This window comes from Pseudomonas triticicola (assembly GCF_019145375.1).
GTDB classification, from domain to species: domain Bacteria; phylum Pseudomonadota; class Gammaproteobacteria; order Pseudomonadales; family Pseudomonadaceae; genus Aquipseudomonas; species Aquipseudomonas triticicola.
Map to the genome: position 1 here is coordinate 776,475 of NZ_JAHSTX010000001.1, position 25,102 is coordinate 801,576.

General features: G+C 58.6%; 22 protein-coding genes and 4 tRNA genes. 19 read left to right on the top strand and 7 right to left on the bottom strand.

Features of this window, described 5'->3' with window-relative positions; all coding sequences use genetic code 11:
* Window position 1: 1 nt before the first annotated feature.
* On the top strand, window positions 2-244 hold the full coding sequence (locus tag KVG85_RS03555; protein WP_137214744.1) for a hypothetical protein: 243 nt from the start codon (window positions 2-4) through the stop codon (window positions 242-244).
* A 29-nt stretch (window positions 245-273) separates the two neighbouring features.
* Entirely contained in the window at window positions 274-1,023 is a 750-nt protein-coding gene (locus tag KVG85_RS03560; protein WP_071172950.1) for a TerC family protein, read from the top strand.
* Between the two features lie 125 nt (window positions 1,024-1,148).
* Here KVG85_RS03560 and KVG85_RS03565 read toward each other — a convergent pair whose 3' ends face one another.
* Window positions 1,149-1,316: a hypothetical protein gene (locus KVG85_RS03565; RefSeq protein WP_024013464.1), complete on the bottom strand. Its 168-nt coding sequence runs from the start codon at window positions 1,314-1,316 to the stop codon at window positions 1,149-1,151.
* Between the two features lie 235 nt (window positions 1,317-1,551).
* Here KVG85_RS03565 and KVG85_RS03570 point away from each other — a divergent pair, with 235 nt between their 5' ends.
* From KVG85_RS03570 to KVG85_RS03580, 3 genes are all read left to right on the top strand, one after another.
* Window positions 1,552-2,223 carry a cysteine peptidase family C39 domain-containing protein gene (locus KVG85_RS03570; protein ID WP_217862992.1) on the top strand — a complete coding sequence of 224 codons (672 nt, stop codon included), beginning with the start codon at window positions 1,552-1,554 and terminating at the stop codon, window positions 2,221-2,223.
* A 90-nt stretch (window positions 2,224-2,313) separates the two neighbouring features.
* Entirely contained in the window at window positions 2,314-2,520 is a 207-nt protein-coding gene (locus KVG85_RS03575; RefSeq protein WP_024013462.1) for a DUF6021 family protein, read from the top strand.
* 12 nt (window positions 2,521-2,532) lie between these two features.
* Window positions 2,533-2,739: a hypothetical protein gene (locus KVG85_RS03580; RefSeq protein WP_016775340.1), complete on the top strand. Its 207-nt coding sequence runs from the start codon at window positions 2,533-2,535 to the stop codon at window positions 2,737-2,739.
* A gap of 54 nt (window positions 2,740-2,793) precedes the next feature.
* On the opposite strand, the gene pbpG is transcribed toward KVG85_RS03580, so the two are convergent.
* Window positions 2,794-3,732 carry a D-alanyl-D-alanine endopeptidase gene (gene pbpG, locus KVG85_RS03585; protein WP_217862993.1) on the bottom strand — a complete coding sequence of 313 codons (939 nt, stop codon included), beginning with the start codon at window positions 3,730-3,732 and terminating at the stop codon, window positions 2,794-2,796.
* A gap of 230 nt (window positions 3,733-3,962) precedes the next feature.
* Entirely contained in the window at window positions 3,963-4,817 is an 855-nt protein-coding gene (folD, locus tag KVG85_RS03590; RefSeq protein WP_016775338.1) for a bifunctional methylenetetrahydrofolate dehydrogenase/methenyltetrahydrofolate cyclohydrolase FolD, read from the bottom strand.
* Window positions 4,818-5,092: 275 nt separating this feature from the next.
* On the opposite strand from folD, the gene KVG85_RS03595 reads away from it, so the two are divergent.
* From KVG85_RS03595 to KVG85_RS03645, 11 genes are all read left to right on the top strand, one after another.
* Window positions 5,093-5,169, top strand: a tRNA-Arg gene (locus KVG85_RS03595).
* A 32-nt stretch (window positions 5,170-5,201) separates the two neighbouring features.
* A tRNA-His gene (locus KVG85_RS03600) sits at window positions 5,202-5,277 on the top strand.
* 57 nt (window positions 5,278-5,334) lie between these two features.
* Window positions 5,335-5,419: transfer RNA gene (locus KVG85_RS03605), tRNA-Leu, on the top strand.
* Between the two features lie 77 nt (window positions 5,420-5,496).
* Window positions 5,497-5,572 (top strand) — tRNA-His (locus tag KVG85_RS03610).
* Window positions 5,573-5,973: 401 nt separating this feature from the next.
* Window positions 5,974-7,284: a trigger factor gene (gene tig / locus KVG85_RS03615; RefSeq protein WP_016775337.1), complete on the top strand. Its 1,311-nt coding sequence runs from the start codon at window positions 5,974-5,976 to the stop codon at window positions 7,282-7,284.
* A gap of 92 nt (window positions 7,285-7,376) precedes the next feature.
* Window positions 7,377-8,012: an ATP-dependent Clp endopeptidase proteolytic subunit ClpP gene (gene clpP / locus KVG85_RS03620; RefSeq protein ID WP_016775336.1), complete on the top strand. Its 636-nt coding sequence runs from the start codon at window positions 7,377-7,379 to the stop codon at window positions 8,010-8,012.
* Window positions 8,013-8,124: 112 nt separating this feature from the next.
* Window positions 8,125-9,408 (top strand): ATP-dependent Clp protease ATP-binding subunit ClpX, encoded by a 1,284-nt coding sequence (clpX, locus tag KVG85_RS03625; protein ID WP_016775335.1) that lies wholly within the window; start codon window positions 8,125-8,127, stop codon window positions 9,406-9,408.
* Between the two features lie 163 nt (window positions 9,409-9,571).
* Window positions 9,572-11,968, top strand: a complete 2,397-nt coding sequence (lon, locus tag KVG85_RS03630) for an endopeptidase La (RefSeq protein ID WP_016775334.1) — start codon at window positions 9,572-9,574, stop codon at window positions 11,966-11,968.
* A 149-nt stretch (window positions 11,969-12,117) separates the two neighbouring features.
* A complete protein-coding gene (locus KVG85_RS03635; RefSeq protein WP_016775333.1) occupies window positions 12,118-12,390 on the top strand; it encodes an HU family DNA-binding protein in 273 nt (90 codons plus the stop codon).
* Window positions 12,391-12,617: 227 nt separating this feature from the next.
* Entirely contained in the window at window positions 12,618-14,489 is a 1,872-nt protein-coding gene (locus tag KVG85_RS03640) for a SurA N-terminal domain-containing protein (RefSeq protein ID WP_217862994.1), read from the top strand.
* Window positions 14,490-15,233: 744 nt separating this feature from the next.
* The gene (locus KVG85_RS03645) at window positions 15,234-16,088 is read left to right on the top strand and encodes a DUF2242 domain-containing protein (RefSeq protein ID WP_217862995.1); all 855 of its coding nucleotides are present in this window, start codon (window positions 15,234-15,236) and stop codon (window positions 16,086-16,088) included.
* 389 nt (window positions 16,089-16,477) lie between these two features.
* Here the strand turns inward: KVG85_RS03645 and KVG85_RS03650 are convergent, their stop codons facing one another.
* On the bottom strand, window positions 16,478-17,518 hold the full coding sequence (locus KVG85_RS03650) for an AraC family transcriptional regulator (protein WP_217862996.1): 1,041 nt from the start codon (window positions 17,516-17,518) through the stop codon (window positions 16,478-16,480).
* 3 nt (window positions 17,519-17,521) lie between these two features.
* Window positions 17,522-18,652, bottom strand: a complete 1,131-nt coding sequence (locus KVG85_RS03655) for a nitrilase-related carbon-nitrogen hydrolase (protein ID WP_217862997.1) — start codon at window positions 18,650-18,652, stop codon at window positions 17,522-17,524.
* Window positions 18,653-18,860: 208 nt separating this feature from the next.
* Between KVG85_RS03655 and KVG85_RS03660 the strand changes: the two genes are divergently transcribed.
* The 3 genes from KVG85_RS03660 (at window position 18,861) to KVG85_RS26095 (ending at window position 22,953) form a co-directional block, all read left to right on the top strand.
* Window positions 18,861-20,900, top strand: coding sequence for an NADPH-dependent 2,4-dienoyl-CoA reductase (locus KVG85_RS03660; RefSeq protein ID WP_123442093.1), 2,040 nt, complete (start codon window positions 18,861-18,863; stop codon window positions 20,898-20,900).
* A gap of 162 nt (window positions 20,901-21,062) precedes the next feature.
* On the top strand, window positions 21,063-21,986 hold the full coding sequence (locus KVG85_RS03665) for a 1-aminocyclopropane-1-carboxylate deaminase/D-cysteine desulfhydrase (RefSeq protein ID WP_217862998.1): 924 nt from the start codon (window positions 21,063-21,065) through the stop codon (window positions 21,984-21,986).
* Window positions 21,987-22,242: 256 nt separating this feature from the next.
* Complete coding sequence (locus tag KVG85_RS26095; protein ID WP_217862999.1) at window positions 22,243-22,953, top strand: hypothetical protein; 711 nt, start codon at window positions 22,243-22,245, stop codon at window positions 22,951-22,953.
* Between the two features lie 84 nt (window positions 22,954-23,037).
* Here the strand turns inward: KVG85_RS26095 and phnX are convergent, their stop codons facing one another.
* Together phnX and KVG85_RS03680 are read right to left on the bottom strand one after the other, a co-directional pair.
* The gene (gene phnX / locus KVG85_RS03675) at window positions 23,038-23,865 is read right to left on the bottom strand and encodes a phosphonoacetaldehyde hydrolase (RefSeq protein WP_217863000.1); all 828 of its coding nucleotides are present in this window, start codon (window positions 23,863-23,865) and stop codon (window positions 23,038-23,040) included.
* Between the two features lie 54 nt (window positions 23,866-23,919).
* On the bottom strand, window positions 23,920-25,029 hold the full coding sequence (locus tag KVG85_RS03680) for a 2-aminoethylphosphonate--pyruvate transaminase (protein WP_217863001.1): 1,110 nt from the start codon (window positions 25,027-25,029) through the stop codon (window positions 23,920-23,922).
* Window positions 25,030-25,102 lie beyond the last annotated feature (73 nt).

The window sequence follows — 25,102 nt, forward strand, 5'->3', positions numbered from 1 at the left end:
TATGAAATACACATTTCCCGCAGTGATGTTTGCGTCTTTACTGGTTCTGGCCGGTTGTGATCAGGCGGAAAAAAGCGCCCAGCAACTGATGGGCGCGGCGGCTGAAACTGCCAAGCAAGCGATTGATGACACCCATAAAGCCGCTGAGCAAGCACTCAGCGATGCCACCGGTGGCTTGATCGAGAAAAAAGAAACACCGGAAAAATCAGCGGAAGAATCCGAATCTTCCTCCAAGACCATCTAAACCGTCTTACACAGAGTCAGGACTGACCCATGGAATATCTGTTAGAACTCGCCGCCAGCCCCACTGCTTGGGTTGCTTTGGCCACACTGGTGGTAATGGAAATCGTGCTTGGCATCGATAACCTGATCTTTATTTCGATCCTGACCAACAAGCTGCCCGAACAGCATCGGCAGAAGGCGCGCCGTATCGGTATCGGCATGGCCCTGATTCTGCGTCTGGCGTTGTTGAGCACCATCGCGTTCATCGTGCAGTTGACCGAGCCTGTGATCGAAATCCTTGGCCAGGCGTTCTCCTGGAAGGACATGATCCTGATCGCCGGTGGCCTGTTCCTGGTGTGGAAAGCCACGACCGAGATCCATCACAGCATGGACCCGTCGCCGGAAGACCCCAAGACCGCGACTTCCACCGTAACCCTGGGTTTTGCCGCGGCTATCGGTCAGATCCTGATGCTCGACATGGTGTTCTCGATCGACAGCATCATTACCGCTGTCGGCATGACCGAACACTTGCCGATCATGATCATCGCGGTGGTGGTGTCGGTGCTGGTGATGCTGCTCGCGGCTGATCCGCTGGCCAAGTTCATCAACGATAACCCGACGGTGGTCATGCTGGCGCTGGGCTTCCTGATCATGATCGGCATGACGCTGATCGCCGAAGGCTTCGGCGCCCACGTACCTAAAGGTTATGTGTACGCGGCCATGGCGTTCTCGGCGGGCATTGAGGTGCTGAACATGATGTCGCGCCGGGCGAAGCAGAAGAAGGTTGCTCAGCAGGCGTAATTGCTGAGAACACAAAAAACCGCCTGGGCTAGTTGAGCTCAGGCGGTTTTTTATTCACCTTTTGCTGAGTTGTCGAGAGCTTGGTGCTGCTGAGCGCTCTCATAAGGGGAAGACCTTGTTGGTCTTCAATGCGCAGCAATGTGCCGCACTGGGTGCTTCTCTGTCTTCTCAACCGGCATCGTCTGCACCGGATGATGATGGCGCCGCGAAATCCGCAGCACGCCCCACAACATGGCAGTCGCCACGGCCAGCCAGCCGGCTATCAACATCACGATGGTCATGGTCAGGCTCATTGGTGCCTCCTCTTCGCCCTGCATCGGGCGCCCGCTTTTCGCAATTCGCTCTATTTCAGTGACAGTCTAGTCAATGGGGTGTTTCAAGCTATTGACCAAAGGTCGTTAGTGACCAATCAGTTTGCTCTATGCAATCGCAGCGTCTGCGGTTTAAGGCTATACCCCGGGCGGGTGCGGCTCTATGATCGCTGGCGTTGCCGGAACACGATGACCGGCGTCTGGAAGAGAGTGATTGATGGTGCAGGTATTTTCTCGAGTGCATGGGGCGCTGCTGGTCGCCGCCTGCGTGGCGGTGCTGGGCGGATGTGCGGGCAACGTAGCGCCAGAAGTCAAACGCTTGCCGGAGCGGGTTGAACTCAGCGGCACTTTCTATCGTGGCGAAGCCAACCAGAGTGGGCCACAGGTGCTGGCCAGTCTGCTGTCGCAACAAGGCATCGTGATCACCCCGGGCCTTCTGGAAAAACCGCTGCACTTGCCGGGCGCTGAGGACAAGCTGCAGCAGAACATGCAGAACCTAGCGCGGGAATACGGTCTGGTGGTTTATCCGCTCGACAGCAAGCTGCCAGCCTTGCTGACCCAGGTCGCGGCGGGCTACCCGGTCATGGTGCGTTTCAGTGAAGGTTCGGCGTTCTGGGCCGAGCCGCGTTACGCGATCCTGTCCGGCTACGACCGCAATAAACAGAAAGTCCTGCTGCGTGCCGGCATGAACCGTCGGCAGTTGATGGATTTCGGCAGCTTTGAAGCAGCGCTCGAAAAGGCCGGTGGCTGGGCAATCCTCATTCAGAAACCGGCGCAGATCCCGGCAGCCGTCGACCGCTCCCGTTGGCTGAAAGCCGCCGATGAACTGGCGCAGGCCGGTGAAGAAAACGCTGCGGCGCAGGCGCGAAAGGCTCTGGCGGCGCAATAAACCTCCGTTCGTCATCTGCCGGGCACGACTGCGCCCGGCCAGCCTCTGAAGATTAATGCCCGTGCTTCGCGGGTGAATCAAGGAGGCAACATGGCAGATTCCCCAAACCCGAAAGGCCCGCACTCGTCCGAACATTCCTCGGGTGATGATCTGGGATTCGATCCGGATTCGCCGGACCTTGACGATCCGCAAGTCGATCCCGTCGGGCCGGCGAAGGCGCCGCTGGATGTCGAGCCCGGTGAAGATCCGAAGAAACCGGCCAAGCCTTATGATCCGTTAGCCGATCTGAAACCTTGATGTGAGGTGCGTATGAGTACCGATTCAAGCTTCGATGACCACAAACCTGACAGCGTGCCGACCACGCCGGAGCCTGAGGTTGATCCGGTGCTGGACCCGGACAGCCCGATGCGTGACCCGCTGGCCCGGCCCAATGTGCTGACGCCGGAGGTTTCGCCAGAGCCCAGCTCGGGCGATGGCATCCCCGATGACGACAAGATGCCGCTGCCCAACGACTGATGCGCAGACGAAAAAAAGCCCCGAAGATTCGGGGCTTTTTCATCATCGCCGGATTTACTTCGCCGCCTCGACCACGCCGCTCTGACGGCTCTTGAGGTTCTTGTCGGCTTTGTACTGCTGTGCCACCGCTGGAACACTGGCGCTGCGCCCGGTTTCCACCCAGCTGCGGATACGGCTGGCATCGGCAAAATGCGTGTATTTGCCAAACGCATCGAGAATCACCAGGGCGACCGGACGGTTGCCCATCTTCGTCACCAGCACCAGGCAATGGCCGGCCGGATTGGTGAAGCCGGTCTTGGTGATCTTGATGTCCCAATCGGCCTTGTTGACCAAGTGGTCGGTATTGCGGAAGCCCAGCGTGTAGTTGGGCTTGCGGAACGCCACGGTCTTTTCCTTGGTGGTGGTCAGTTGCACCAGAAGCGGTTGCTTGTGCGCAGCCACCAGCAGTTTGCTCAGGTCTCGGGCGGTGGAAACGTTGCGCTCCGACAGGCCGGTCGGCTCGACAAAGTGCGTGCTGGTCATGCCCAGCGCCTTGGCCTGGGCGTTCATTGCCGCGATAAAAGCAGCGTAGCCGCCCGGATAATGATGGGCGAGGCTGGCGGCAGCGCGGTTTTCCGAGGACATCAAAGCGATCAACAGCATCTCGCGGCGCGGCAGCTCACTCTTGAGTTTGACCCGGGAGAACACGCCCTTCATTTCCGGAGTGTTCCTGATGTCGACATCGATCCATTCGTCCATGTTCTGTCGAGCTTCTACCACGACCAGGCCAGTCATCAGCTTGCTGACGGAAGCGATCGGCACGATCACGTCAGGGTTGCTGGAATAGATGACTTTGTTGGTCTGCATATCCATGAGCAGGGCGCTGCCGGACGCGATCTTCAATGTCGAAGCGTCACGTGGGACAGCGGTGGTTTCCGCAGCGTTGATCGTTGGCGTGATGAATGTGCCTGTAACAGCAAACAACAGGCTCAGAATCGAGAGACGAATTTTCACGCGGGCGAACTCTAAAAGGTTGGATATACCGTTAGTTTGTAACGGGTTATTTCTTAAAACCGGCGCATTTTAGGAGTATGGCTGAAGAACTGTCGATGGTTGTTTGTAAGACCTGAAAATCTCGTGAAAAGGCCTGTAAAAAGAGCGGTTTCCGGCGAACGGTTGAAGTTTTTTCTCAGGCACGAAAAACCCCGCACGAGGCGGGGTTCTGGTGCAGCGGAAAAATTCGATCAGACGTGCAGGGTTTCTGCGGCGTAGAGGGTATTTTCCAGCAGGCAGGCGCGGGTCATCGGGCCAACGCCGCCCGGTACCGGGGTGATCCAGCCGGCGCGGGGCAGGGCGGTTTCGTAGACGACGTCACCGACCAGTTTGCCGTCGTCCTGACGGTTGATGCCGACGTCGATCACGATCGCGCCTTCCTTGATCCACTCGCCTTTGACCAGGCCCGGTTTGCCGGCGGCAACGACTACCAGATCGGCACGACCGACGTGACCGGCCAGATCCTTGGTGAAGCGGTGAGTGACAGTGACGGTGCAGCCGGCCAGCAACAATTCCATGGCCATCGGGCGACCGACGATATTCGAGGCGCCCACAACTACCGCATCCATCCCGTAAAGATCAGCGCCAGTGCTTTCCAGCAAGGTCATGATGCCTTTCGGGGTGCAGGGGCGCAGCAGCGGGATGCGCTGGGCCAGGCGGCCGACGTTGTACGGGTGGAAGCCGTCGACGTCTTTATCCGGACGAATGCGTTCCAGCAGCTTGGACGCGTCGAGATGTTCAGGCAGAGGCAACTGCAGGAGAACGCCGTCGATGGCCGGATCGTCGTTGAGGCGATCGATCAGATCGGTCAGGGCGTCCTGAGTGGTGTCAGAGGGCAGGTCGTAGGCTTGAGAGAGGAAGCCAACCTCTTCACAGTCTTTACGCTTGTGCGAGACATAAACCTGAGAGGCAGGATCGCTGCCGACCAGGATCACCGCGAGGCCGGGGGTGCGCAGGCCTTGCTGGCGACGCTCGGCAACTCGTTGGGCGATCTGCTGGCGCAGGCTGGCGGCGATCGATTTGCCGTCGATTAGTTGTGCAGTCATTGCGCGTGATTAACCATCGAGAGGGGAAAAAATGAGAACGCATTCTCGCATGTCGAGCGGTGAGGGCAAAGGCGCTTGGTCAGCAAATTCCTCTAACTCCTTTAATTAAATGAATTTTTTTCAAAAAGGATTTGACGACCTTTGGAGCCCTCTATACTATTCGTCGCACTTGTCGGGCACAGCCTAGCACTGGTTAAGAAGGTGGAGCGGAATCAAGGTTCTGCGACGCTGGAAAGCACTTAGTTTGTAGTCCTTTAAGAGTACAGATTAACAAGGCGCCCGTAGCTCAGCTGGATAGAGCATCCGCCTTCTAAGCGGATGGTCGCAGGTTCGAGTCCTGCCGGGTGCGCCATTAGGCAGCTTTGGCACAAGTAACGCGATATGGTGGGCGTAGCTCAGTTGGTAGAGCACGGGATTGTGACTCCCGTTGTCGTGGGTTCGATCCCCATCGTCCACCCCATATTTCGAAAGGCGCCAGATTTAACGGTCTGGCGCCTTTGCTTTAAAAGCTTCATCCGCGGATGTGGTGGAATTGGTAGACACACTGGATTTAGGTTCCAGCGCCGCGAGGCGTAAGAGTTCGAGTCTCTTCATCCGCACCAAATAAAGCTTCATCTGTGCCTCCGGCCTGATGAAGTTTCAACAAAGAAGTTGTTTGGCTTTTTTGTTACGCAATATGGTGGGCGTAGCTCAGTTGGTAGAGCACGGGATTGTGACTCCCGTTGTCGTGGGTTCGATCCCCATCGTCCACCCCATATTTCGAAAGGCGCCAGATTTAACAGTCTGGCGCCTTTTTTGTTTTAGCGGTTTCGAAATCCGGCCATGGCCGATTTCGAAACGCAGGGCAGGGCACTTCATCGCTTTTAAAGGATCGGATGACGCTGAACTGCTCGTCGTTCCGGTTTTGCCGGAGCGTCTGTCGGGGCGGATTTGATAGTTGCTTCTATATATAGAAGCGTTGCTGCAGAGCCCTGACGTGATCGCTTGTATTCGCCAGTGGAGTGCACGGCATTTGTGCGGCGCTCCCTATAAATTGCCTGCTGTTTTTTTACCCGTTTCCAGTAGGGTGACTTCTTGAGTTTGACCCACTAGAATGCATGCCCTTGATTCTGGGGTCGGAAACGGCCGGCTAACGTCTGTGCAACGAGGAATATCCATGCAAGTTTCTGTTGAAAATACTACTGCTCTCGAGCGCCGCATGAGCGTCACCGTGCCGGCAGAGCGCATCGAGACTCAGGTCAACAAGCGTCTGCAGCAGACTGCCCAAAAGGCCAAAATTGCTGGCTTCCGTCCAGGCAAAGTGCCAATGAGCGAAATCAAGCGCCGTTTCGGTGCTGATGCGCGTCAGGAAGCGGTAGGCGACGTCATCCAGTCTTCCTTCTACGAAGCTGTGGTCGAGCAGAAGCTCAACCCTGCCGGTTCGCCTTCGATCGAGCCAAAGTCGCTCGAAGCGGGCAAGGATCTGGAATACGTTGCTGTATTCGAAGTCTTCCCTGAGTTCACCGTTGCTGGCTTCGAAGGCATCACCGTTGAGCGTCTGAGCGCTGAAGTGGCTGACGCTGACCTGGACAAGATGCTCGACATCCTGCGCAAGCAGAACACCCGTTTCGAAGTGGCAGACCGTGCTGCCCAGAACGAAGATCAGTTGAACATCGATTTCGTTGGCAAGGTTGACGGCGAAGTGTTCGCTGGCGGCTCCGCCAAGGGCACTCAGCTGGTACTGGGTTCCGGCCGCATGATCCCGGGCTTCGAAGAAGGCCTGGTTGGCGCTAAGGCTGGCGAAGAGCGCGTTCTGAACCTGACCTTCCCTGAGGACTATCAGAACCTGGACCTGGCTGGCAAAACCGCCGAGTTCACCGTGACCGTCAACACTGTGTCCGAGCCTAAGCTGCCTGAGCTGAACGAAGAGTTCTTCGCTCAATTCGGCATCAAGGAAAGCGGCATCGACGGTTTCCGCACCGAAGTTCGCAAGAACATGGAGCGTGAACTGCGTCAGGCGATCAAATCCAAGGTCAAGAATCAGGTCATGGACGGTCTGCTGGCCACCAACCCGATCGAAGTGCCAAAGGCTCTGCTGTCCAACGAAGTTGACCGTCTGCGCGTGCAGGCTGTTCAGCAGTTCGGCGGCAACATCAAGCCAGACCAACTGCCGGCCGAGCTGTTCGAAGAGCAAGCCAAGCGCCGCGTCGTGCTGGGTCTGATCGTTGCTGAAGTGGTCAAGCAGTTCGACCTCAAGCCTGACGAAGCTCGCGTTCGCGAAATGATTCAGGAAATGGCTTCCGCTTACCAGGAGCCTGAGCAGGTCGTGTCGTGGTACTACAAAAACGAGCAGCAACTGAACGAAGTGCGTTCGGTTGTGCTGGAAGAACAAGTTGTGGATACTGTTCTGCAGAAAGCTAGTGTGACCGACAAATCGGTCTCCTACGAAGAAGCAGTCAAGCCGGTAGAAGCTCCAGCAGCCGACTGATTGATTTTGCGTTAGAAGTGCACACCATAAGCCAGCTCTCGAGCTGGCTTATGCGTATTCAAGACATAACTATTTGGGAGCGCCTGCAGAGCATGTTCCGTAATTCTTATATTCAGCAGAACTCTGATATCCAGGCCGCTGGCGGCCTGGTCCCGATGGTTGTCGAGCAGTCCGCTCGTGGCGAACGCGCCTACGACATCTACTCGCGCCTGCTCAAGGAGCGAGTGATCTTTCTGGTGGGCCCGGTAGAGGACTACATGGCCAACCTGATCTGTGCGCAACTGCTGTTCCTTGAAGCGGAAAACCCGGACAAGGACATCCATCTGTACATCAACTCGCCGGGCGGTTCGGTGACTGCCGGCATGTCGATCTACGACACCATGCAGTTCATCAAGCCGAACGTGTCGACCACCTGCATCGGTCAGGCCTGCAGCATGGGCGCATTCCTGCTCACCGCAGGTGCACCGGGCAAGCGTTTCTGCCTGCCGAACTCGCGCGTGATGATTCACCAGCCACTGGGTGGGTTCCAGGGCCAGGCGTCGGACATCGAAATCCACGCCAAGGAAATCCTCTTCATCCGCGAGCGTCTGAACATGCTGATGGCCAAGCACAGCGGCCGTACTCTGGAAGAAATCGAGCGCGACACCAATCGCGACAACTTCATGAGTGCCGAAGCTGCGAAGGAATACGGCCTGATCGACGAAGTGATCAACCAGCGTCCAGCTTAATATAAGCAGCGCAAAACAGGCCTGATCGGCATGTCCGATCAGCGGCGGGCTTGAAAAAGCCCGCAATAGCCTTCATCTTGTGTTGCAAGCCTATCGGATTTGGATCGAACGAATGACTGACACCCGCAACGGCGAGGACAACGGCAAGCTGCTCTATTGCTCCTTCTGTGGCAAAAGCCAGCATGAAGTGCGCAAATTGATTGCCGGCCCCTCGGTCTTTATCTGCGACGAGTGCGTCGACCTGTGCAATGACATCATCCGCGAGGAGGTGCAGGAAGCACAGGCCGAAAGCAGCGCGCATAAATTGCCTTCGCCTAAAGAAATCAGCGGCATCCTTGACCAGTACGTCATTGGTCAGGAGCGTGCGAAAAAGGTTTTGGCCGTAGCGGTGTACAACCACTACAAGCGCCTGAACCAGCGTGACAAAAAGGCTGACGACGTCGAACTCGGCAAGAGCAACATCCTGCTGATCGGCCCGACAGGCTCCGGTAAAACCCTGCTGGCCGAAACACTGGCCCGCTTGCTGAACGTTCCGTTCACCATCGCTGACGCAACTACCCTCACCGAGGCAGGTTACGTGGGTGAAGATGTCGAGAACATCATTCAGAAGCTGCTGCAGAAGTGCGATTACGACGTAGAGAAAGCCCAGATGGGCATTGTCTACATCGACGAAATCGACAAGATTTCCCGCAAGTCCGACAACCCGTCGATCACCCGTGATGTTTCCGGTGAAGGCGTGCAGCAGGCCTTGCTCAAGTTGATCGAAGGCACGGTCGCTTCGGTACCGCCGCAAGGTGGCCGCAAGCATCCGCAGCAGGAGTTCCTGCAGGTCGACACCCGTAACATCCTGTTCATCTGCGGTGGTGCGTTCTCCGGCCTGGAAAAGGTCATTCAGAACCGTTCCACCAAAGGCGGCATCGGCTTCAACGCCGAAGTGCGCAGCAAGGAAGAGGGCAAGAAGGTTGGTGAATCCCTGCGTGAAGTCGAGCCTGACGATCTGGTCAAGTTCGGTCTGATCCCGGAATTCGTCGGTCGTCTGCCGGTCCTGGCGACACTGGACGAGCTCGACGAGGCTGCGCTGATGCAAATCCTCACCGAGCCGAAAAATGCTCTGACCAAACAGTATGCCAAGCTGTTCGAGATGGAAGGCGTGGATCTGGAATTCCGTTCCGACGCGCTGAAATCGGTCGCCAAGCGTGCCCTGGAACGTAAAACCGGTGCCCGTGGCCTGCGTTCGATTCTCGAAGGTGTGCTGCTCGACACGATGTATGAGATCCCCTCGCAGTCCGAGGTGAGCAAAGTCGTGATCGATGAAAGCGTGATCGAAGGCAAGTCCAAGCCACTGTATATCTACGAAAACAGTGAGCCGACGGCCAAGGCAGCGCCGGACGCGTAAGCGTTCACAGCGCCGCAACAAAGAAGGGGCCTTCGGGCCTCTTTTTTTTTAAGTCGTTTTTTACCTCCGCTTTGCGCTTGTTTTTTTTCGAGGCAGCCCCCATCTTGGTTTCAAGCTTAATTCCATCTGATTACGGCCATACGGCCGCCGTAGAGGCGAAATCATGAAGACAACCATCGAATTGCCTCTCCTGCCATTGCGTGATGTCGTGGTTTATCCGCACATGGTTATCCCGCTGTTCGTGGGGCGCGAGAAATCCATCGAAGCCCTCGAGGCCGCGATGACGGGTGACAAGCAGATTCTGCTGCTGGCCCAGAGAAACCCGGCTGACGATGATCCCGGTGAAGACGCTCTCTATCGCGTAGGTACGATTGCCACGGTTCTGCAACTGCTGAAGCTGCCTGACGGCACCGTCAAGGTTCTGGTCGAAGGCGAGCAGCGTGGCACTGTCGAGCGCTTCAGCGAAGTCGATGGCCATTGCCGCGCCGAAGTGTCTCTGATCGAAGAAGTCGACGCCGCCGAGCGTGAGTCGGAAGTCTTCGTGCGCACACTGCTTTCGCAGTTCGAACAATACGTTCAGCTGGGCAAGAAGGTTCCGGCTGAAGTCCTGTCGTCGCTCAACAGCATCGATGAGCCCGGTCGTCTGGTCGACACCATGGCCGCGCATATGGCGCTGAAAATCGAGCAGAAGCAGGAAATCCTCGAGATCATCGATCTGTCGGCCCGTGTCGAGCACGTGCTGGCACTGCTGGATGCCGAAATCGATCTGCTGCAGGTTGAAAAACGCATTCGCGGTCGCGTCAAAAAGCAAATGGAGCGCAGCCAGCGCGAGTACTACCTGAATGAGCAGATGAAGGCCATTCAGAAAGAACTCGGCGACGGCGATGAAGGCCACAACGAAATCGAGGAGCTGAAAAAGCGCATCGATGCTGCCGGCCTGCCGAAAGATGCGCTGGCCAAAGCCACTGCCGAGCTGAACAAGCTCAAGCAGATGTCGCCGATGTCGGCTGAGGCAACCGTGGTGCGCTCCTACATCGACTGGCTGGTGCAGGTACCGTGGAAGGCGCAAAGCAAAGTACGTCTCGACCTGGCTCGTGCAGAAGACATTCTCGACGCCGATCACTACGGTCTCGAAGAGGTCAAGGAGCGCATCCTTGAATACCTCGCCGTGCAGAAGCGCGTGAAGAAAATCCGTGGCCCGGTGTTGTGCCTGGTCGGTCCTCCAGGTGTGGGTAAAACCTCGCTGGCGGAATCGATTGCTCACGCAACCAACCGTAAATTCGTACGTATGGCCTTGGGCGGCGTGCGTGACGAAGCGGAAATTCGTGGTCACCGCCGGACCTACATCGGTTCGATGCCGGGAAGATTGATTCAAAAGATGACAAAAGTGGGCGTACGCAACCCGCTGTTCCTGCTCGATGAAATCGACAAGATGGGCAGCGACATGCGTGGGGATCCTGCGTCGGCGTTGCTGGAAGTGCTTGATCCCGAGCAAAACCACAACTTCAACGATCACTATCTGGAAGTCGATTACGACCTGTCCGATGTGATGTTCCTGTGCACCTCGAACTCGATGAACATCCCGCCAGCGCTGCTGGACCGGATGGAAGTCATCCGTCTGCCGGGTTACACCGAAGACGAGAAGATCAACATCGCCGTTAAATACCTCTCGCCGAAACAGATCGCCGCTAACGGTCTGAAGAAGGGCGAGCTGGAATTCGATGAGGAAGCGATCCGCGACATCATCCGTTATTACACCCGTGAAGCGGGCGTGCGGGGCCTCGAGCGACAGATCGCCAAGGTCTGCCGCAAGGCAGTGAAAGAGCATGCGCTGGAAAAACGCTTCTCGGTAAAAGTGACAGCTGACTTGCTCGAGCATTTCCTTGGTGTGCGCAAGTTCCGCTACGGCCTGGCCGAGCAGCAGGATCAGGTGGGGCAGGTGACTGGCCTAGCGTGGACACAGGTGGGCGGCGAATTGCTGACCATCGAAGCCGCAGTGATTCCGGGTAAAGGGCAGCTGATCAAGACCGGTTCGCTCGGTGATGTGATGGTCGAATCGATCACTGCCGCACAGACCGTTGTGCGCAGCCGCGCCAAGAGCCTGGGCATCCCGCTGGACTTCCACGAGAAGCGCGACACGCACATTCACATGCCGGAAGGTGCTACGCCGAAAGACGGCCCTAGCGCTGGCGTGGGCATGTGCACCGCACTGGTCTCGGCTTTGACCGGTATTCCGGTGCGCGCCGACGTCGCCATGACCGGTGAGATCACTCTGCGTGGGCAAGTGCTGGCAATTGGCGGTTTGAAAGAAAAACTGCTGGCGGCACATCGCGGCGGTATCAAGATTGTGATTATTCCGGAAGAAAACGTCCGCGATCTGAAGGAGATTCCTGACAATATCAAGCAGGATCTGCAGATCAAACCGGTTAAATGGATTGACGAGGTCCTGCAAATTGCGCTGCAATACGCGCCGGAGCCCTTGCCGGATGTGGCTCCGGAGATAGTTGCCAAGGACGAAAAACGCGAGTCTGATGCCAAGGAAAGAATTAGCACGCATTAATACGTTTTAGCCTGGGGGGCTTTCCTTGACAGCATTTTAGAGCCCTTGTTATAAAGCGGCTCTTAAGTGTCTGTAGGCCATTCAGCACTCGTTTTTGCTTTCACCAAAAAACTTAGAAACATCTCAAAATAGATATAAGGGGACTTAGAGTGAACAAGTCGGAACTGATTGATGCTATCGCTGCATCCGCTGATATCCCGAAAGCTGCTGCTGGCCGTGCGCTGGACGCTGTAATCGAATCCGTCACTGGCGCTCTGAAGGCTGGCGACTCCGTTGTTCTGGTTGGTTTCGGTACTTTCTCCGTGACTGACCGTCCGGCTCGTACCGGTCGTAACCCGCAAACCGGCAAGTCTCTGGAAATCCCGGCTGCCAAGAAGCCAGGTTTCAAAGCCGGTAAAGCGCTGAAAGAAGCTGTTAACTGAGTTTCCAGGTTTTTACCCATCCGGGTCGGGGTCAAGCCTGACTTGGCAGCGGAGCGGTAGAGCAGGTGGCTGAAAGAGCCACCTGTAACGCCGGGATCGAGGGTTCGAGCCCTGTCCGCTCCGCCAGTTACGAGAAGGCGCATCCTCGGATGCGCCTTTCTTCTATCCGGATTCTACCCACGCTCCACGGTTGCCTAAATTGAAGTTCAACCGTTTCTGGGGGACGCATGCTGCAGAATATCAGGGACAATTCACAAGGCTGGATTGCCAAGACCATTATCGGGGTCATCGTTGCACTGATGGCCCTGACCGGTTTCGATGCCATTTTCCAGGCCACGACTCACAAGAACGAGGCGGCCAAGGTCAACGGTGACGAAATCAGCCAGAACGAGCTGAGCCAGGCCGTTGATATGCAACGCCGTCAGCTGATGCAACAGCTGGGCAAGGACTTCGATGCTTCCTTGCTCGACGAAAAAATGCTGCGCGAATCGGCGCTCAAAGGCCTGATCGACCGCAAGTTGCTGCTGCAAGGCGCCGAACAGGCGAAGTTCTCGTTCTCCGAAGCCGCGCTGGATCAAGTGATCCTGCAGACGCCTGAATTCCAGGTCGATGGCAAGTTCAGCTCCGAGCGTTTCGACCAGGTGATCCGTCAGTTGGGCTACAGCCGCATGCAGTTCCGCCAGATGCTGGCTCAGGAAATGCTCATTGGCCAATTGCGCGCTGGCGTTGCCGGCAGCGGTTTCGTCACCGACGCCGAAGTGCTGGCATTCGCCCGTCTGGAAAAACAGACCCGTGATTTCGCCACTCTGAACGTCAAGGCCGACCCGGCTGCGGTCAAGCTGACCGATGACGAGGTCAAGGCTTACTACGACGAACACGCCAAGGAATTCATGACGCCGGATCAGGTGATCATCGATTACGTCGAGCTGAAGAAGTCGTCGTTCTTTGATCAGGTTGCGGTCAAGGAAGAAGACCTTGAGGCGGCGTATCAGAAAGAGATCGCCAACCTGTCGGAGCAGCGTCGTGCCGCGCACATCCTTATCGAAGTGAACGACAAGACCACCGAAGCGCAGGCCAAGGCGAAGATTGACGAAGTCCAGGCGCGTCTGGCCAAGGGCGAGAAGTTCGAAGCGCTGGCCAAGGAGTTCTCGCAGGATCCGGGTTCCGCCAACAATGGCGGTGACCTCGGTTACGCCGGTCCTGGCGTTTACGACCCGGCCTTCGAAAAGGCTCTGTACTCGCTGTCGAAAGACCAGGTGTCCGAGCCGATTCGTACCGACTTCGGTTATCACCTGATCAAGCTGTTGGGCGTGGAAGCGCCTGAAGTGCCGACCCTGGCCAGCCTGAAAGACAAGCTGACCCGCGAGCTGAAAGCCGCGCAGGTCGAGCAGCGTTTTGTTGAGGCGACCAAGCAACTGGAAGACTCGGCGTTCGAAGCCTCTGACTTGGCGCAGCCAGCAGCGGATCTGAAACTGACCGTGCACACTTCCAAGCCGTTCGGCCGTGAAGGTGGCGAAGGTGTTGCCGCCAACCGTGCCGTGGTCACTGCTGCGTTCAGCCCGGAAGTGATTGATGAAGGTGCCAACAGCACCGCCATCGAACTGGATCCGGAAACCGTGATCGTGCTGCGCGCCAAGGAGCACCTCAAGCCTGCGCAATTGCCAATGGAAAGCGTGAGCGCGGCGATCCGCACTCAGCTGACCAAGGAGCACGCCAGTGCCGAGGCCAAGACCCGTGCCGAGAAGCTGATCGCTGATCTGCGCGATGGCAAGGCGCCGCTGGACAAGGCCATTGACGGTCAGAACTGGAAGATCACCGAAGCGGCCACCCGTGGTCAGGAAGGGGTTGATCCGGCTGTGCTGCAGGCACTGTTCCGTATGCCGAAGCCGGCTGCCAAGGACAAGCCGACGTTCTCCAGCGTTACGTTGCCGGATGGCAGTCTGATGGTTGTGCGACTCAACGGTGTTAACGAAGCTGCCGCGCCTACTGATGAAGAGAAGGCGCAATATCGTCGCTTCCTGGCTTCCCGTGAAGGGCAGCAGGACTTTGCGGCGTATCGCAAGCAGTTGGAAGCTGAGGCGGAGATCGAGCGGTTCTGATCTTTTGACTGACGTTTGAAGGAGCCCCGGCCTGGTTGGTCGGGGCTTTTTTGTTTTTTGGGCGTGGCGGCCTTTGGGCCGGCCATGCTGTTGGGTTTTGGGTGAATATCCGTTTTTTGCGGTGTTGCGGCTGGCGGTTTCGCCCTTACGGCGACTCACTTTTTTTACAAACGCCTAAAAAAAGTAAGCAAAAAAACGCTTGCTCCTACGTTCGGCCCTCGCAGGCTCGGGTCCCTTCGCTCCGGGATCGATCCGGGCGCAGCGGCTACGGTTTGCTTCGCTGCACCTCCTTCCGCTGTGTCTGGCTGCGCCAGACGGTCGCTACGCTCCCACACCCGGATCAATCCCTCCGCTCAGCCTTCCGACGTCGCCGGTGGATCAAGATCAAGAGCACTCGAGCTTGCGCTCATTGTTGAGTGGGGCGGCTGCGCCGCGGGCAGCTGCGCTGCTTTGCTTTTCTGTGGGAGCGAGCCTGCTCGCGAAGGCGGCCTGACAGCCGACCTGATTCTTGGATGTACACTGTCCCTTGGCGTTTAGAACACGACGGGCTGTTAGGGTGTTGTGGCCATTGAGCCGACAAGCCACGGCGAAATTGCGCGCGTTGATCGATCATTTGTCCACGCGGCTTTTTCCTGGCGGTCATGATCGGTAAAGTTGTAACCGATTCTTGACACTATTCCATGCGCCATGGGGCGGCGATCTGTTGCACAATACGCCCCGGACTGTTTTCCCTCAGGATGTTCAATGTTGATTTCCACTCCCATGCGTGTTGTCGGGCTGGCGCTTTTGTTGACTGCGGTGGCCGGTTGTTCGAAGGACAAGCCGATCTATGAGCATGAGAACTTCGATGACTCCGGCACCTTTTCGCGCAATTATCCGGTAACCGACACCGCCAGTTGCGAAGCGGCCCGGCGCGCGTTGCTCAGTCAGGGCTACATCATTACCAGCAGTGATCCGAAGCTGGTCAGCGGTCACAAGAGCTTCCAGCAGACCGGCGAGACCCATCTCGAGATCAGCTTCAACGTGGTCTGCGCCGAAGATGGCAGCGCCGGGCATCATGCGACGGTGTTCGCCAACGCCCTGCAGGATCGTTATGCGTTGAAGAAGACCAACAACTCGGCCAGCCTCGGGGTTGGTGTGTTGGGCTCGGTGTCGATGCCGATCGGCTCCTCGGATGATTCGATGGTCAAGGTCGCCAGCGAGACGGTCACGGCGCAGAAGTTCTACGAGCGCTTCTTCACTCTGGTGGAGCAGTTCCTGCCCGCCGATGCGAAGAAAGCGGCGCATATCGAAGAAAAACCGAAAACCGACCTCGGCGTGCCAGAACCAAAAGCCGCGCCTGCACCTGCTCCTCTGGCGCCTGCAGCGGAACCGGCAGCAACGCCAGCGCCGGCTGCAGAACCTGCACCAGCCCCGGCTGAAACCGCACCAGTGAGTTCCGAGCCGGTGGTACCGCCAGCGGAATCGACGCCGATTACGCCTGCCCCAGCGCCCGTGGAAGAGCCCACGCCCGCCAGCGAAACCATCACGCCACCGACCAACCCGGATATTCCGCCACCGTCGGAGCCGATTCCGGCGATGCCTGCGTCGGGCCAATAAGAAACCAAGCGAGACCCAGTGGGAGCGAGCCTGCTCGCGAATGCGTAGTGTCAGTCGACAGATGATCAGACTGACACACCGCCTTCGCGAGCAGGCTCGCTCCCACAGTAGTTTTCGGGTTGGCTTAAAGTCTGGTTACATACCTGCGACACCATCGCCGCGATAAATCCCCAGCCACCTGCTACGTTTTATTCATGAAGGCCGCGTTTCACTTTTCCTTCACACGGGCACTTTATGCTCGGGGCACAGGTCGATTGATCAGGCCATTTACACAGCGAGCGGTTTGGGGGATTTATACGATGGATGAGTATCAGGAAGAACTGCTCGAATACCAGGCCTTTGAACTGGATCAACCGGAACCGGCTGACGACGCGACGGAGCTCTGAGCTTCAGGCTCCCGAGCGGTAATTTCGTCGGGATTCGCCGGGCGTCTGCCCGCTCCAGCGTTTGAATGCGCGCTGGAAGGCTTCGGCTGAGGCGAAGCCAAGCAGGTAGGCGATTTCGCCGAACGCCAGTTCGGTGTCGCGGATGTAGGTCATCGCCAAATCGCGGCGTGTGTCATTGAGGATCGCGCGAAACTGCGTGCCTTCCTCGGCGAGTTTGCGGCGTAAGGTCCAGGTTGGCAGTTTCAGGCGTGCCGCGACTTCCTCGAGATCCGGCTCGCGGCCGCCGTTCAGCAGCGGGCCTAACAGTTGCGTGATGCGCTCGCGCAAACTGCGGGTGCGGGTCAGTTGTTCCAGCTCCCGCTCGCACAATTGCAGCAGATGTCGCCAGGTGCTCGGGCAATGTTCGGGATTGCGCAGGGCAAGGCTGTTCAAACTCAGGCGCAGCTGATTGCGTTCGGCGCTGAACTGGATCGGGCAGTCACCGAGCATTGTGTAGGCGTCGCGGTAATCCGGCGCTTCGAATTCGATTTCGATCCGCTCGGCGCGCAACGTTTCGCCGCACAGGCTCGACAACTGATGCAGCCAGCCGGCGAGGATCGAGTCGACCACGAAGCGGTTATAGGCGTTGTAAGGGCTGATCGAGTAGAAGCGCAGCCACGCACCGTTGGCATCTTCGTGAAAACTGGACTGCCCGCGATAGTTGGAGCCGTAGAGCGGTTCGAAGCGCGTCAGGCAGCGGGCCGCTTCGCGCACGGTGGGGGCTTGCGCGGCGGTGATGCCGGCCAGCCCAGCCTGATTCAAGCGGATCATCCGGCCCATGCGCAGGCCCAGGGCCGGATCGCCGGTCAGTTGAATCGCCGCATGGCCCAAGCGCATGTAACGCGGGATCGACAAGCGTGCCCCGGCCTCGGCCAGTCGCGCGGCATCGAGGCCGTATTGCTCGAGCAGAGGCAGCGGGTCGGTGCCGTGGCTGCGCACGGCGTCGGCCAGACTATGGACGAAGCCCACCGACAGATCCCCGAGGCGCATCGGCTGCGGCTTCATGGTTTACAGCCAGACGTTCAGCAAACGCGCACCACGGGCCTCGCCATCGGCGAACTGCTGGCCGTTGCTGCTGAGGAAGCTTCTGCCGGTACTCGGCTTGTCCCAGAACTGCCCGCGCATGAACACACTGACGCCGGCAATAGCGCGACTGCTTGGCGGTTGCGCGGTGAGAGTCAGTCGATGCCAGGCCTGACCTTCGCTGAGGTCGCCGGGCTTGAGGCTGACCGACCCCGGCGTGCTCGAACCTTTGTAGCCGCGCCATGGTTTGTCCCAGGCGCCCTGGCCGATGACTTGCGCCGGCACGGCCACCAGTTGCGCGCCTTGTTCATCGAGGGTGCGGTAGTTGCCGGGATACCAGCTGTCACTGCCGATCAGGATGCCCAAGCGTCCGGCCGGTGTGTCGACGACCTGGATGGCGTGTTTGTCTTCGGCCTGAATCACACCTTGCTGATCGAAGATCGGATGCATCTGCCGCTGCGGCTGACCCAACGGTACGCCATCGCGACCAAACACCACGCTGCTGTTGAACAGGGCGCCGCTGCCGGGCTTGAGCCGGCCGTCGCGGATGCTTGGCTCCGGCAGCACGATGGAGCCGGCGACCAGAGTGACCTGGAACTCCTTGGCCAGACCGCCGAACAGCGCCTGGTAATCCTTGGCCATGGCCTTGGCTTTCATCCGCAGATAAGCGTCATCCAGGCGTTGCTCGCCCTTGGCCCGCAGCCATGCTCGGGCAAACAACAGCGGATTGCTCGCCGCCAGCCAGTTCATCGCCTCCGCCAGGGTCGGCGCCTGATAAAGCTCGTCTTTCTCGCCGCTGATCATCAGCCAGGTGCCGACGTGCTCGGGCAATACCACCACGGTTTTTTCGTTGAGCAAGCCTTGATCGCGGGCCTGCTGAAGGTACGCCGCAAGCTTGCGGTGCAGGCGTGCGGAGCTTTGGTAATCGGTGGGGAACAGTTCGGGCTGGATGCCGAGCAGATTGCCACGGTCGCCGGGCGTGCCCTGATTGACGGCGAGCTTGATGCGCAGGTCCGACAGGTAATGTCCCGCCGGCCGGTCTGCCGCCCACATGGCGTAGGTGGTCAGGGCGGCAACGAGGGCCATGGAGAAAAACAGATACAGAAGTTTGCGCATGAAAACCAACAACAGCCGGGTACAGGATGTGCCGACTAGGGTAGGGCCCATGGCCCGGGTTGCCAAGGGGCGCTGTGCATTTGGATCAATAACTTGTCAGTTACGGTCATTGAGTGACAGCGGTGCGACTCTTAGTCTGTCGAACATGACTGACGGGGGACGTAGAGCTCCCGCAACTTTTCCGTGATCGCTCGTTGTGGAGTTACCGATGACCGCCGCTCATTACCCGCATTTGCTGGCCCCGCTGGACCTGGGATTCACCACGCTGCGCAACCGTACCCTGATGGGCTCGATGCACACTGGCCTTGAAGAAAAGCCGGGTGGCTTCGAGCGCATGGCGGCGTACTTCGCCGAACGTGCCCGTGGCGGTGTCGGCCTGATGGTCACCGGCGGCATCGGCCCGAATGACGAGGGCGGCGTGTATTCCGGCGCGGCCAAGCTCACTACCGAGGAAGAGGCGCTCAAGCACCGCATCGTCACTCGCGCGGTGCACGAGGCGGGCGGCAAGATCTGCATGCAGATTCTCCACGCCGGCCGCTATGCCTACAGCCCGAAACAGGTAGCACCGAGCGCGATTCAAGCGCCGATCAACCCGTTCAAGCCAAAAGAGCTGGACGAAGAGGGCATCGAGAAGCAGATCAGCGATTTCGTCACCTGCTCGGTATTGGCGCAAACCGCCGAATACGACGGTGTCGAAATCATGGGTTCGGAAGGTTACTTCATTAACCAGTTCCTCGCCGCGCACACCAACCACCGCACCGACCGCTGGGGTGGCAGCTACGAAAACCGCATGCGCCTGCCGGTAGAAATTGTCCGTCGTGTGCGCGAAGCGGTCGGGCCGAATTTCATCATCATCTTCCGCCTGTCGATGCTCGATCTGGTCGAAGGTGGCAGCACCTGGGATGAAATCGTCATGCTGGCCAAAGCCATCGAACAGGCGGGCGCGACCATCATCAACACCGGTATCGGCTGGCACGAAGCGCGGATTCCGACCATCGCCACCAAGGTTCCGCGTGCAGCGTTCAGCAAGGTCACGGCCAAGTTGCGCGGCTCGGTGAGTATTCCGCTGATCACCACCAACCGCATCAATACCCCTGAAATTGCCGAGCAGATTCTTGCCGAGGGCGATGCCGACATGGTCTCCATGGCCCGCCCATTCCTCGCCGATCCGGACTTCGTCAACAAGGCCGCAGCAGGCCGTGCCGACGAAATCAACACCTGCATCGGCTGCAACCAGGCGTGCCTCGACCACACCTTTGGCGGCAAACTCACCAGTTGCCTGGTCAACCCGCGTGCCTGCCACGAAACCGAACTCAATTACCTGCCGGTGCAGCAGATCAAGAAAATCGCCGTGGTCGGTGCCGGCCCAGCGGGTTTGTCCGCCGCCACCGTGGCCGCCGAGCGCGGTCATCAGGTGACGCTGTTCGATTCGGCCAGCGAGATCGGTGGGCAGTTCAACATCGCCAAGCGCGTACCGGGCAAGGAAGAGTTCTTCGAAACCCTGCGCTACTTCAACCGCAAGCTGCAAACGACGAATGTCGAGGTGTGCCTGAACACCCGTGTCGACGTGGCCAAGCTGGTCGAAGGCGGTTACGACGAGATCATCCTTGCCACCGGTATCGCCCCGCGCGTGCCGGCGATTCCGGGCGTCGAGAATGCCAAGGTGCTGAGTTATCTGGATGTGATCCTCGAGCGCAAGCCGGTCGGCAAGCGTGTCGCGGTGATCGGTGCAGGCGGGATCGGTTTCGATGTCTCTGAATTTCTCGTTCATCAAGGCGTGGCCACCAGTCTGGATCGCGCGGCGTTCTGGAAAGAGTGGGGCATCGACACGCAACTGGAGGCCCGTGGTGGTGTGGCGGGAATCAAAGCGGCTCCGCATGCGCCGGCCCGTGAGGTGTTCCTGTTGCAGCGCAAGAAAACCAAGGTCGGCGACGGTCTGGGCAAAACCACCGGCTGGATTCACCGTACCGGTCTGAAGAACAAGCAGGTGCAGATGCTCAACAGCGTCGAATACCTGAGCATCGATGACCAAGGCTTGCACATTCGCATCGGCGAATCCGGCGAGCCGCAACTGCTGGCAGTGGACAACATCGTGATCTGTGCGGGGCAGGATCCGTTGCGTGAGTTGCACGATGGTCTGGTTGAAGCCGGGCAGAACGTGCACTTGATCGGCGGCGCGGATGTCGCGGCGGAGCTGGATGCCAAGCGCGCGATCAATCAGGGTTCGCGGCTGGCGGCTGAGTTGTAAACACACCGCATCACCTGTGGGAGCGAGCCTGCTCGCGAAAGCGGAGCGTCAGCTACGAAGATTTCGCCTGACACGACGCCTTCGCGAGCAGGTTCGCTTGCAAACAGCAGGTTTTTTGCGACTGCTGTTAAGATGCTGGCTCTGCAAACAGAGCCGGCATTTATGCTTTTGCCTCCCCCCAACTGGCAACCCCAGGCCCCCCTCGAACCGCTCCGTCTGGACTGGCTGACAAGCGCGGGCATCGAAGTCGCGATCCTGCGCCTCGATCGCATCGACCCGCTGATCAGCGGCAACAAGTGGTTCAAACTCGTTGAACATCTCAAAGCCGCCGAGCGTGCCGGCGCCGAGGGCATCATCAGCCTCGGCGGTGCGCATTCCAATCATCTGCATGCGCTGGCGGCGGCGGGCGAGCGGCTGGGCTTCAAGACCGTGGGACTGCTGCGCGGGCACCCGCAGGAAACGCCGACAGTGCGGGATCTGCAAGCGTTCGGCATGCAGTTGCATTGGCTCGGTTACGCCGGCTATCGCGCGCGGCACGAAGCGGGATTCTGGGTGCCATGGCAAGCGCAATATCCGACGCTGCATGCGGTGCCCGAGGGCGGTGGTGGACTGGCCGGCGCCTTGGGTTGCGCAGCGATCAGGCAGCAGGCCGAAGAGCAATTGGCCAAGCTCGGCTGGGATGATTTCGACGCCTGGTGGCTGGCCTGTGGCACCGGCACGACACTGGCCGGACTGGCGCTCGCCGAGCAAGGCAAGCGCGCGGTGTACGGTGCTCTGGCAGTGCCGGATGATCACGGCGTAGCGCCGAACATTGAGTCGATCCTCGCGCACGCCACCCAGCCTGCGGCGGATTATCAACTGATCGATGCCAGCCGCGGCGGTTTCGCCAAAGTTGACGAGGCGTTGCTGACCTTCATCGATCAGACCGAGCAAACCAGCGGCATCCCTTTGGAACCGCTGTACACCGGCAAGGCCTTGCTGGCGCTCAAGCAGCATGTCGAGTCAGGCGAATTCGCGGTCGGCACGCGTCTGGTCTTTGCCCACACGGGTGGCCTGCAGGGACGACGCGGATTTGCAGCGAAGTAGCCGATGGTCGCGATCAATACATGCCAACCTGCGGCGTGATGATATTTGCAATCAATCGAAGTTCGAGTTTTACGGTTTATGACTTCTGTTTATTGAAAGTTATTGTTGTGCTTTGGTCTGTGCAGCGTAACTCTATGTTGTTTATATCTTGTGGTTTCTTTTGGTTTGAATAGTTTGTTGTGCGTGATTATTGTCGGATCGGCTCTTTAGTTTGTTATTAAAGATCAAAACTATATTTATCAAATTGAGTGTGAATATGAAAAGTCCGATCTCCAAGCCTCGCCCTACTACCACGACGTCAAAGCCGGTAGCACCGACAAAGCCAGTAATTCCAACCAAACCAGTGGCGCCGACCAAGCCGGTAGCGCCAACCAAGCCAGTGGCGCCGACCAAGCCAGTAGCGCCAACCAAGCCAGTGGCGCCGACCAAGCCAGTAGCGCCAACCAAGCCAGTGGCGCCGACCAAGCCGGTAGCGCCGACCAAGCCAGTAGCGCCAACCAAGCCAGTGGCGCCGACCAAGCCAGTGACGCCAACCAAGCCAGTAGCGCCGACCAAGCCAGTAGCGCCAACCAAACCAGTGGCGCCGACCAAACCTGTGGCCCCGGTTGACACCAAGCGTCCGCCAATGCCATGGCCGACCCTTAACATCAACATCGATCCTGTGGCCTTGATAACGCTGATTCAAACAATTGGTGCGAAAGTCAATGTCGATGGCTCCACCACACTGCCTGACGGCAGCGTAGTCGCTGTAGATAAAACTTCGATCAAGCGTCCCGACGGCATCATTCAATATGAAGACGGCCGGGTAGAGTATCCGGACGGGCGAATCGTCTGGCCGGATAATACCGTTGAATATCCGGACGGCCGTATTGTCTGGGAAGATGGAACTGAACAATTGCCGGACGGAAGTGTTAAACATCCCGATGGTCTTGCGTACGATGCGCAAGGTAACCTTATTTCCGAATAAGTCATAACCAAGCGATGTCTTCATTCAAGGCAGTGCAAAAAAAACACCGCTGATTACCATCAGCGGTGTTTTAGTTTTTCAGCCTCAGGCGTTTTGCGGCATCTCACCGTTGGCCAGACGCTTGTTGATGTCGGCGATGACTTCCGGCAGATCGCTGATAGTGTCGATCATGTAATGCGGGCGCGAGCTTTCAAACAGCGCGTGGATGCGCTGGCGTTCGCTGGCGAGTTCATCGCTGCCGAGCGCGCGGAAACCCTCGTAGTCCAGACCCAGCGCGTTGCCCGAGCAAATCAGCGCAACCGTCCACATGCCGGCCCGGCGACCTTCGAGAATGCCCGGCACGGTGTCGTCGATCTTCACGCACGCTGCAACATCGTCGATGCCCAGAGCGATCACGTTGGCCAACGCTTGCGCCGGCCATGGACGACCGTTTGGCACTTCGTCGGTGGCGACCACGTGGTCGGCGACGTAGCCGTTGCTGGCGGCGAGTTCGACGACTTTGTCCATGACCGCTTTCGGGTAACCGGAGCAGGAACCGATCTTGATGCCTTGTGCGCGCAGTTGGGCGATGGCGTCCAGCGCGCCGGGAATCAGTGCCGAGTGCTCGGCGATTTTCTCGATCTGCAACGGCATGAAGCGGTTGTAGATAGCGGTGACGTCATCGTCGGTCGGCGTGCGGCCGAACACCTTGCGATAACGCTCGGCCACTTGCGGCTGATCACAGAGGGTGCGGATGTGGTCCCACTTGCCCATGCCCATCGGCCCACGGGCTTCTTCAATCGACACCTGGACATCGAATTCGGCGAAGGCTTCGACGAAGATTTGCGTCGGCGCGAACGAGCCGAAATCGACTACGGTACCGGCCCAGTCGAGGATCGCGGCTTGCAGCTTGCTTGGATGGGTGTAGTTCATGGCAATCAATTCCTGATTTGAAAATGAGATCAAAATGTGGGAGCGAGGTGAGGCTCAGATATCGAGCACTTCCATCTCGCGCAGCACTTCACCCACTGCTGCTACGGCCTGGCGTATTTCGTCCGGGGTGACGTGGCCGATGCAGCCGACGCGGAAGGTTTCGACCTGGGTCAGTTTGCCGGGGTAGAGGATGTAACCCTTGGCCTTGACCCGCTCATAGAAGTCCTTGAACTGGTAACGCGGATCCTGCGGCGCATGGAACGTGGCGATGATCGGCGCCTGAATTGCCGCCGGCAGGAAGCTGCGCAAGCCGAGCTTGGTCATCTCTTCCATCAGCGCCTTACAGTTGGCCGCATACCGCGCATGCCGCGCCGGCAGGCCGCCTTCTTCGCTGTATTGCAGCAGTGCTTGGTGCAGCGCCGCGACCACATGGGTGGGCGGGGTGAAGCGCCATTGCCCGGTTTTCATCATGTAGGCGTGCTGGTCGTACAGGTCCATCGCCAGCGAGTGCGAGTTGCCAGCCGCAGCGGCCAGCGATTCCTTGCGGGCGAAGACAAAACCCATCCCCGGTACGCCTTCCAGGCATTTGCCGGAAGCGGCAATCAGCGCGTCGAACGGTACTTTCTGCGCATCCACTGGCAATGCGCCGAATGAGCTCATGGCGTCGATGATCAGGCGTTTGCCATGTTGCGCAACGACCTCGGCGATCTCGGCCAGCGGATTGAGAATGCCGGTGCTGGTTTCGCAGTGGATCAGCGCCACGTGGGTGATGTCAGCGTCGGCGCGCAGCAAGCGGTCGACGTCGGCGGCGGTGGTCGGTTCGTCTTCGGCGGTTTCGAAGGTGCTGAACGAGCGGCCGAGCACTTCGCAGATCTTCGCCAGACGCTTGCCGTACGCGCCGTTGATCAGCACGAGGATTTTGCCGTCGCGCGGTACCAGCGTGCCGATCGCCGCTTCGACGGCGAAGGTGCCGCTGCCCTGTAACGGTACGCAATGGTGGCTGGCGGCGCCGTTGAGGATGGCCAGCAATTGCTCGCACAGGCTGGCGGTCAGCTGGTTGAAGCGGTCATCCCACGAACCCCAATCGACCATCATGGCCTGGCGGGTGCGGGCCGAAGTGGTCAACGGGCCGGGAGTGAGCAGAATCGGTGCGGCGGTACTCATTCGTTTGTCCTCGCGAAAACGCTGTGGGATGAAGCTACGGGGCCTACGTTGCAATTCGCCGTTGCATCAATCA

What these genes read in the sequence shown, in the direction of transcription:
- KVG85_RS03665 (WP_217862998.1), top strand. Translation starts at nt 21,063, where the DNA reads ATGCTTTTGCCTCCCCCCAACTGGCAACCCCAGGCCCCCCTCGAACCG.
- KVG85_RS03660 (WP_123442093.1), top strand. Translation starts at nt 18,861, where the DNA reads ATGACCGCCGCTCATTACCCGCATTTGCTGGCCCCGCTGGACCTGGGA.
- KVG85_RS03570 (WP_217862992.1), top strand. Translation starts at nt 1,552, where the DNA reads ATGGTGCAGGTATTTTCTCGAGTGCATGGGGCGCTGCTGGTCGCCGCC.
- tig (WP_016775337.1), top strand. Translation starts at nt 5,974, where the DNA reads ATGCAAGTTTCTGTTGAAAATACTACTGCTCTCGAGCGCCGCATGAGC.
- KVG85_RS03580 (WP_016775340.1), top strand. Translation starts at nt 2,533, where the DNA reads ATGAGTACCGATTCAAGCTTCGATGACCACAAACCTGACAGCGTGCCG.
- phnX (WP_217863000.1), bottom strand. Translation starts at nt 23,865, where the DNA reads ATGAACTACACCCATCCAAGCAAGCTGCAAGCCGCGATCCTCGACTGG.
- clpX (WP_016775335.1), top strand. Translation starts at nt 8,125, where the DNA reads ATGACTGACACCCGCAACGGCGAGGACAACGGCAAGCTGCTCTATTGC.
- clpP (WP_016775336.1), top strand. Translation starts at nt 7,377, where the DNA reads ATGTTCCGTAATTCTTATATTCAGCAGAACTCTGATATCCAGGCCGCT.
- KVG85_RS03575 (WP_024013462.1), top strand. Translation starts at nt 2,314, where the DNA reads ATGGCAGATTCCCCAAACCCGAAAGGCCCGCACTCGTCCGAACATTCC.
- KVG85_RS03655 (WP_217862997.1), bottom strand. Translation starts at nt 18,652, where the DNA reads ATGCGCAAACTTCTGTATCTGTTTTTCTCCATGGCCCTCGTTGCCGCC.
- KVG85_RS03555 (WP_137214744.1), top strand. Translation starts at nt 2, where the DNA reads ATGAAATACACATTTCCCGCAGTGATGTTTGCGTCTTTACTGGTTCTG.
- KVG85_RS03680 (WP_217863001.1), bottom strand. Translation starts at nt 25,029, where the DNA reads ATGAGTACCGCCGCACCGATTCTGCTCACTCCCGGCCCGTTGACCACT.
- KVG85_RS03650 (WP_217862996.1), bottom strand. Translation starts at nt 17,518, where the DNA reads ATGAAGCCGCAGCCGATGCGCCTCGGGGATCTGTCGGTGGGCTTCGTC.
- KVG85_RS03645 (WP_217862995.1), top strand. Translation starts at nt 15,234, where the DNA reads ATGTTGATTTCCACTCCCATGCGTGTTGTCGGGCTGGCGCTTTTGTTG.
- folD (WP_016775338.1), bottom strand. Translation starts at nt 4,817, where the DNA reads ATGACTGCACAACTAATCGACGGCAAATCGATCGCCGCCAGCCTGCGC.
- KVG85_RS26095 (WP_217862999.1), top strand. Translation starts at nt 22,243, where the DNA reads ATGAAAAGTCCGATCTCCAAGCCTCGCCCTACTACCACGACGTCAAAG.
- KVG85_RS03565 (WP_024013464.1), bottom strand. Translation starts at nt 1,316, where the DNA reads ATGAGCCTGACCATGACCATCGTGATGTTGATAGCCGGCTGGCTGGCC.
- lon (WP_016775334.1), top strand. Translation starts at nt 9,572, where the DNA reads ATGAAGACAACCATCGAATTGCCTCTCCTGCCATTGCGTGATGTCGTG.
- KVG85_RS03560 (WP_071172950.1), top strand. Translation starts at nt 274, where the DNA reads ATGGAATATCTGTTAGAACTCGCCGCCAGCCCCACTGCTTGGGTTGCT.
- KVG85_RS03640 (WP_217862994.1), top strand. Translation starts at nt 12,618, where the DNA reads ATGCTGCAGAATATCAGGGACAATTCACAAGGCTGGATTGCCAAGACC.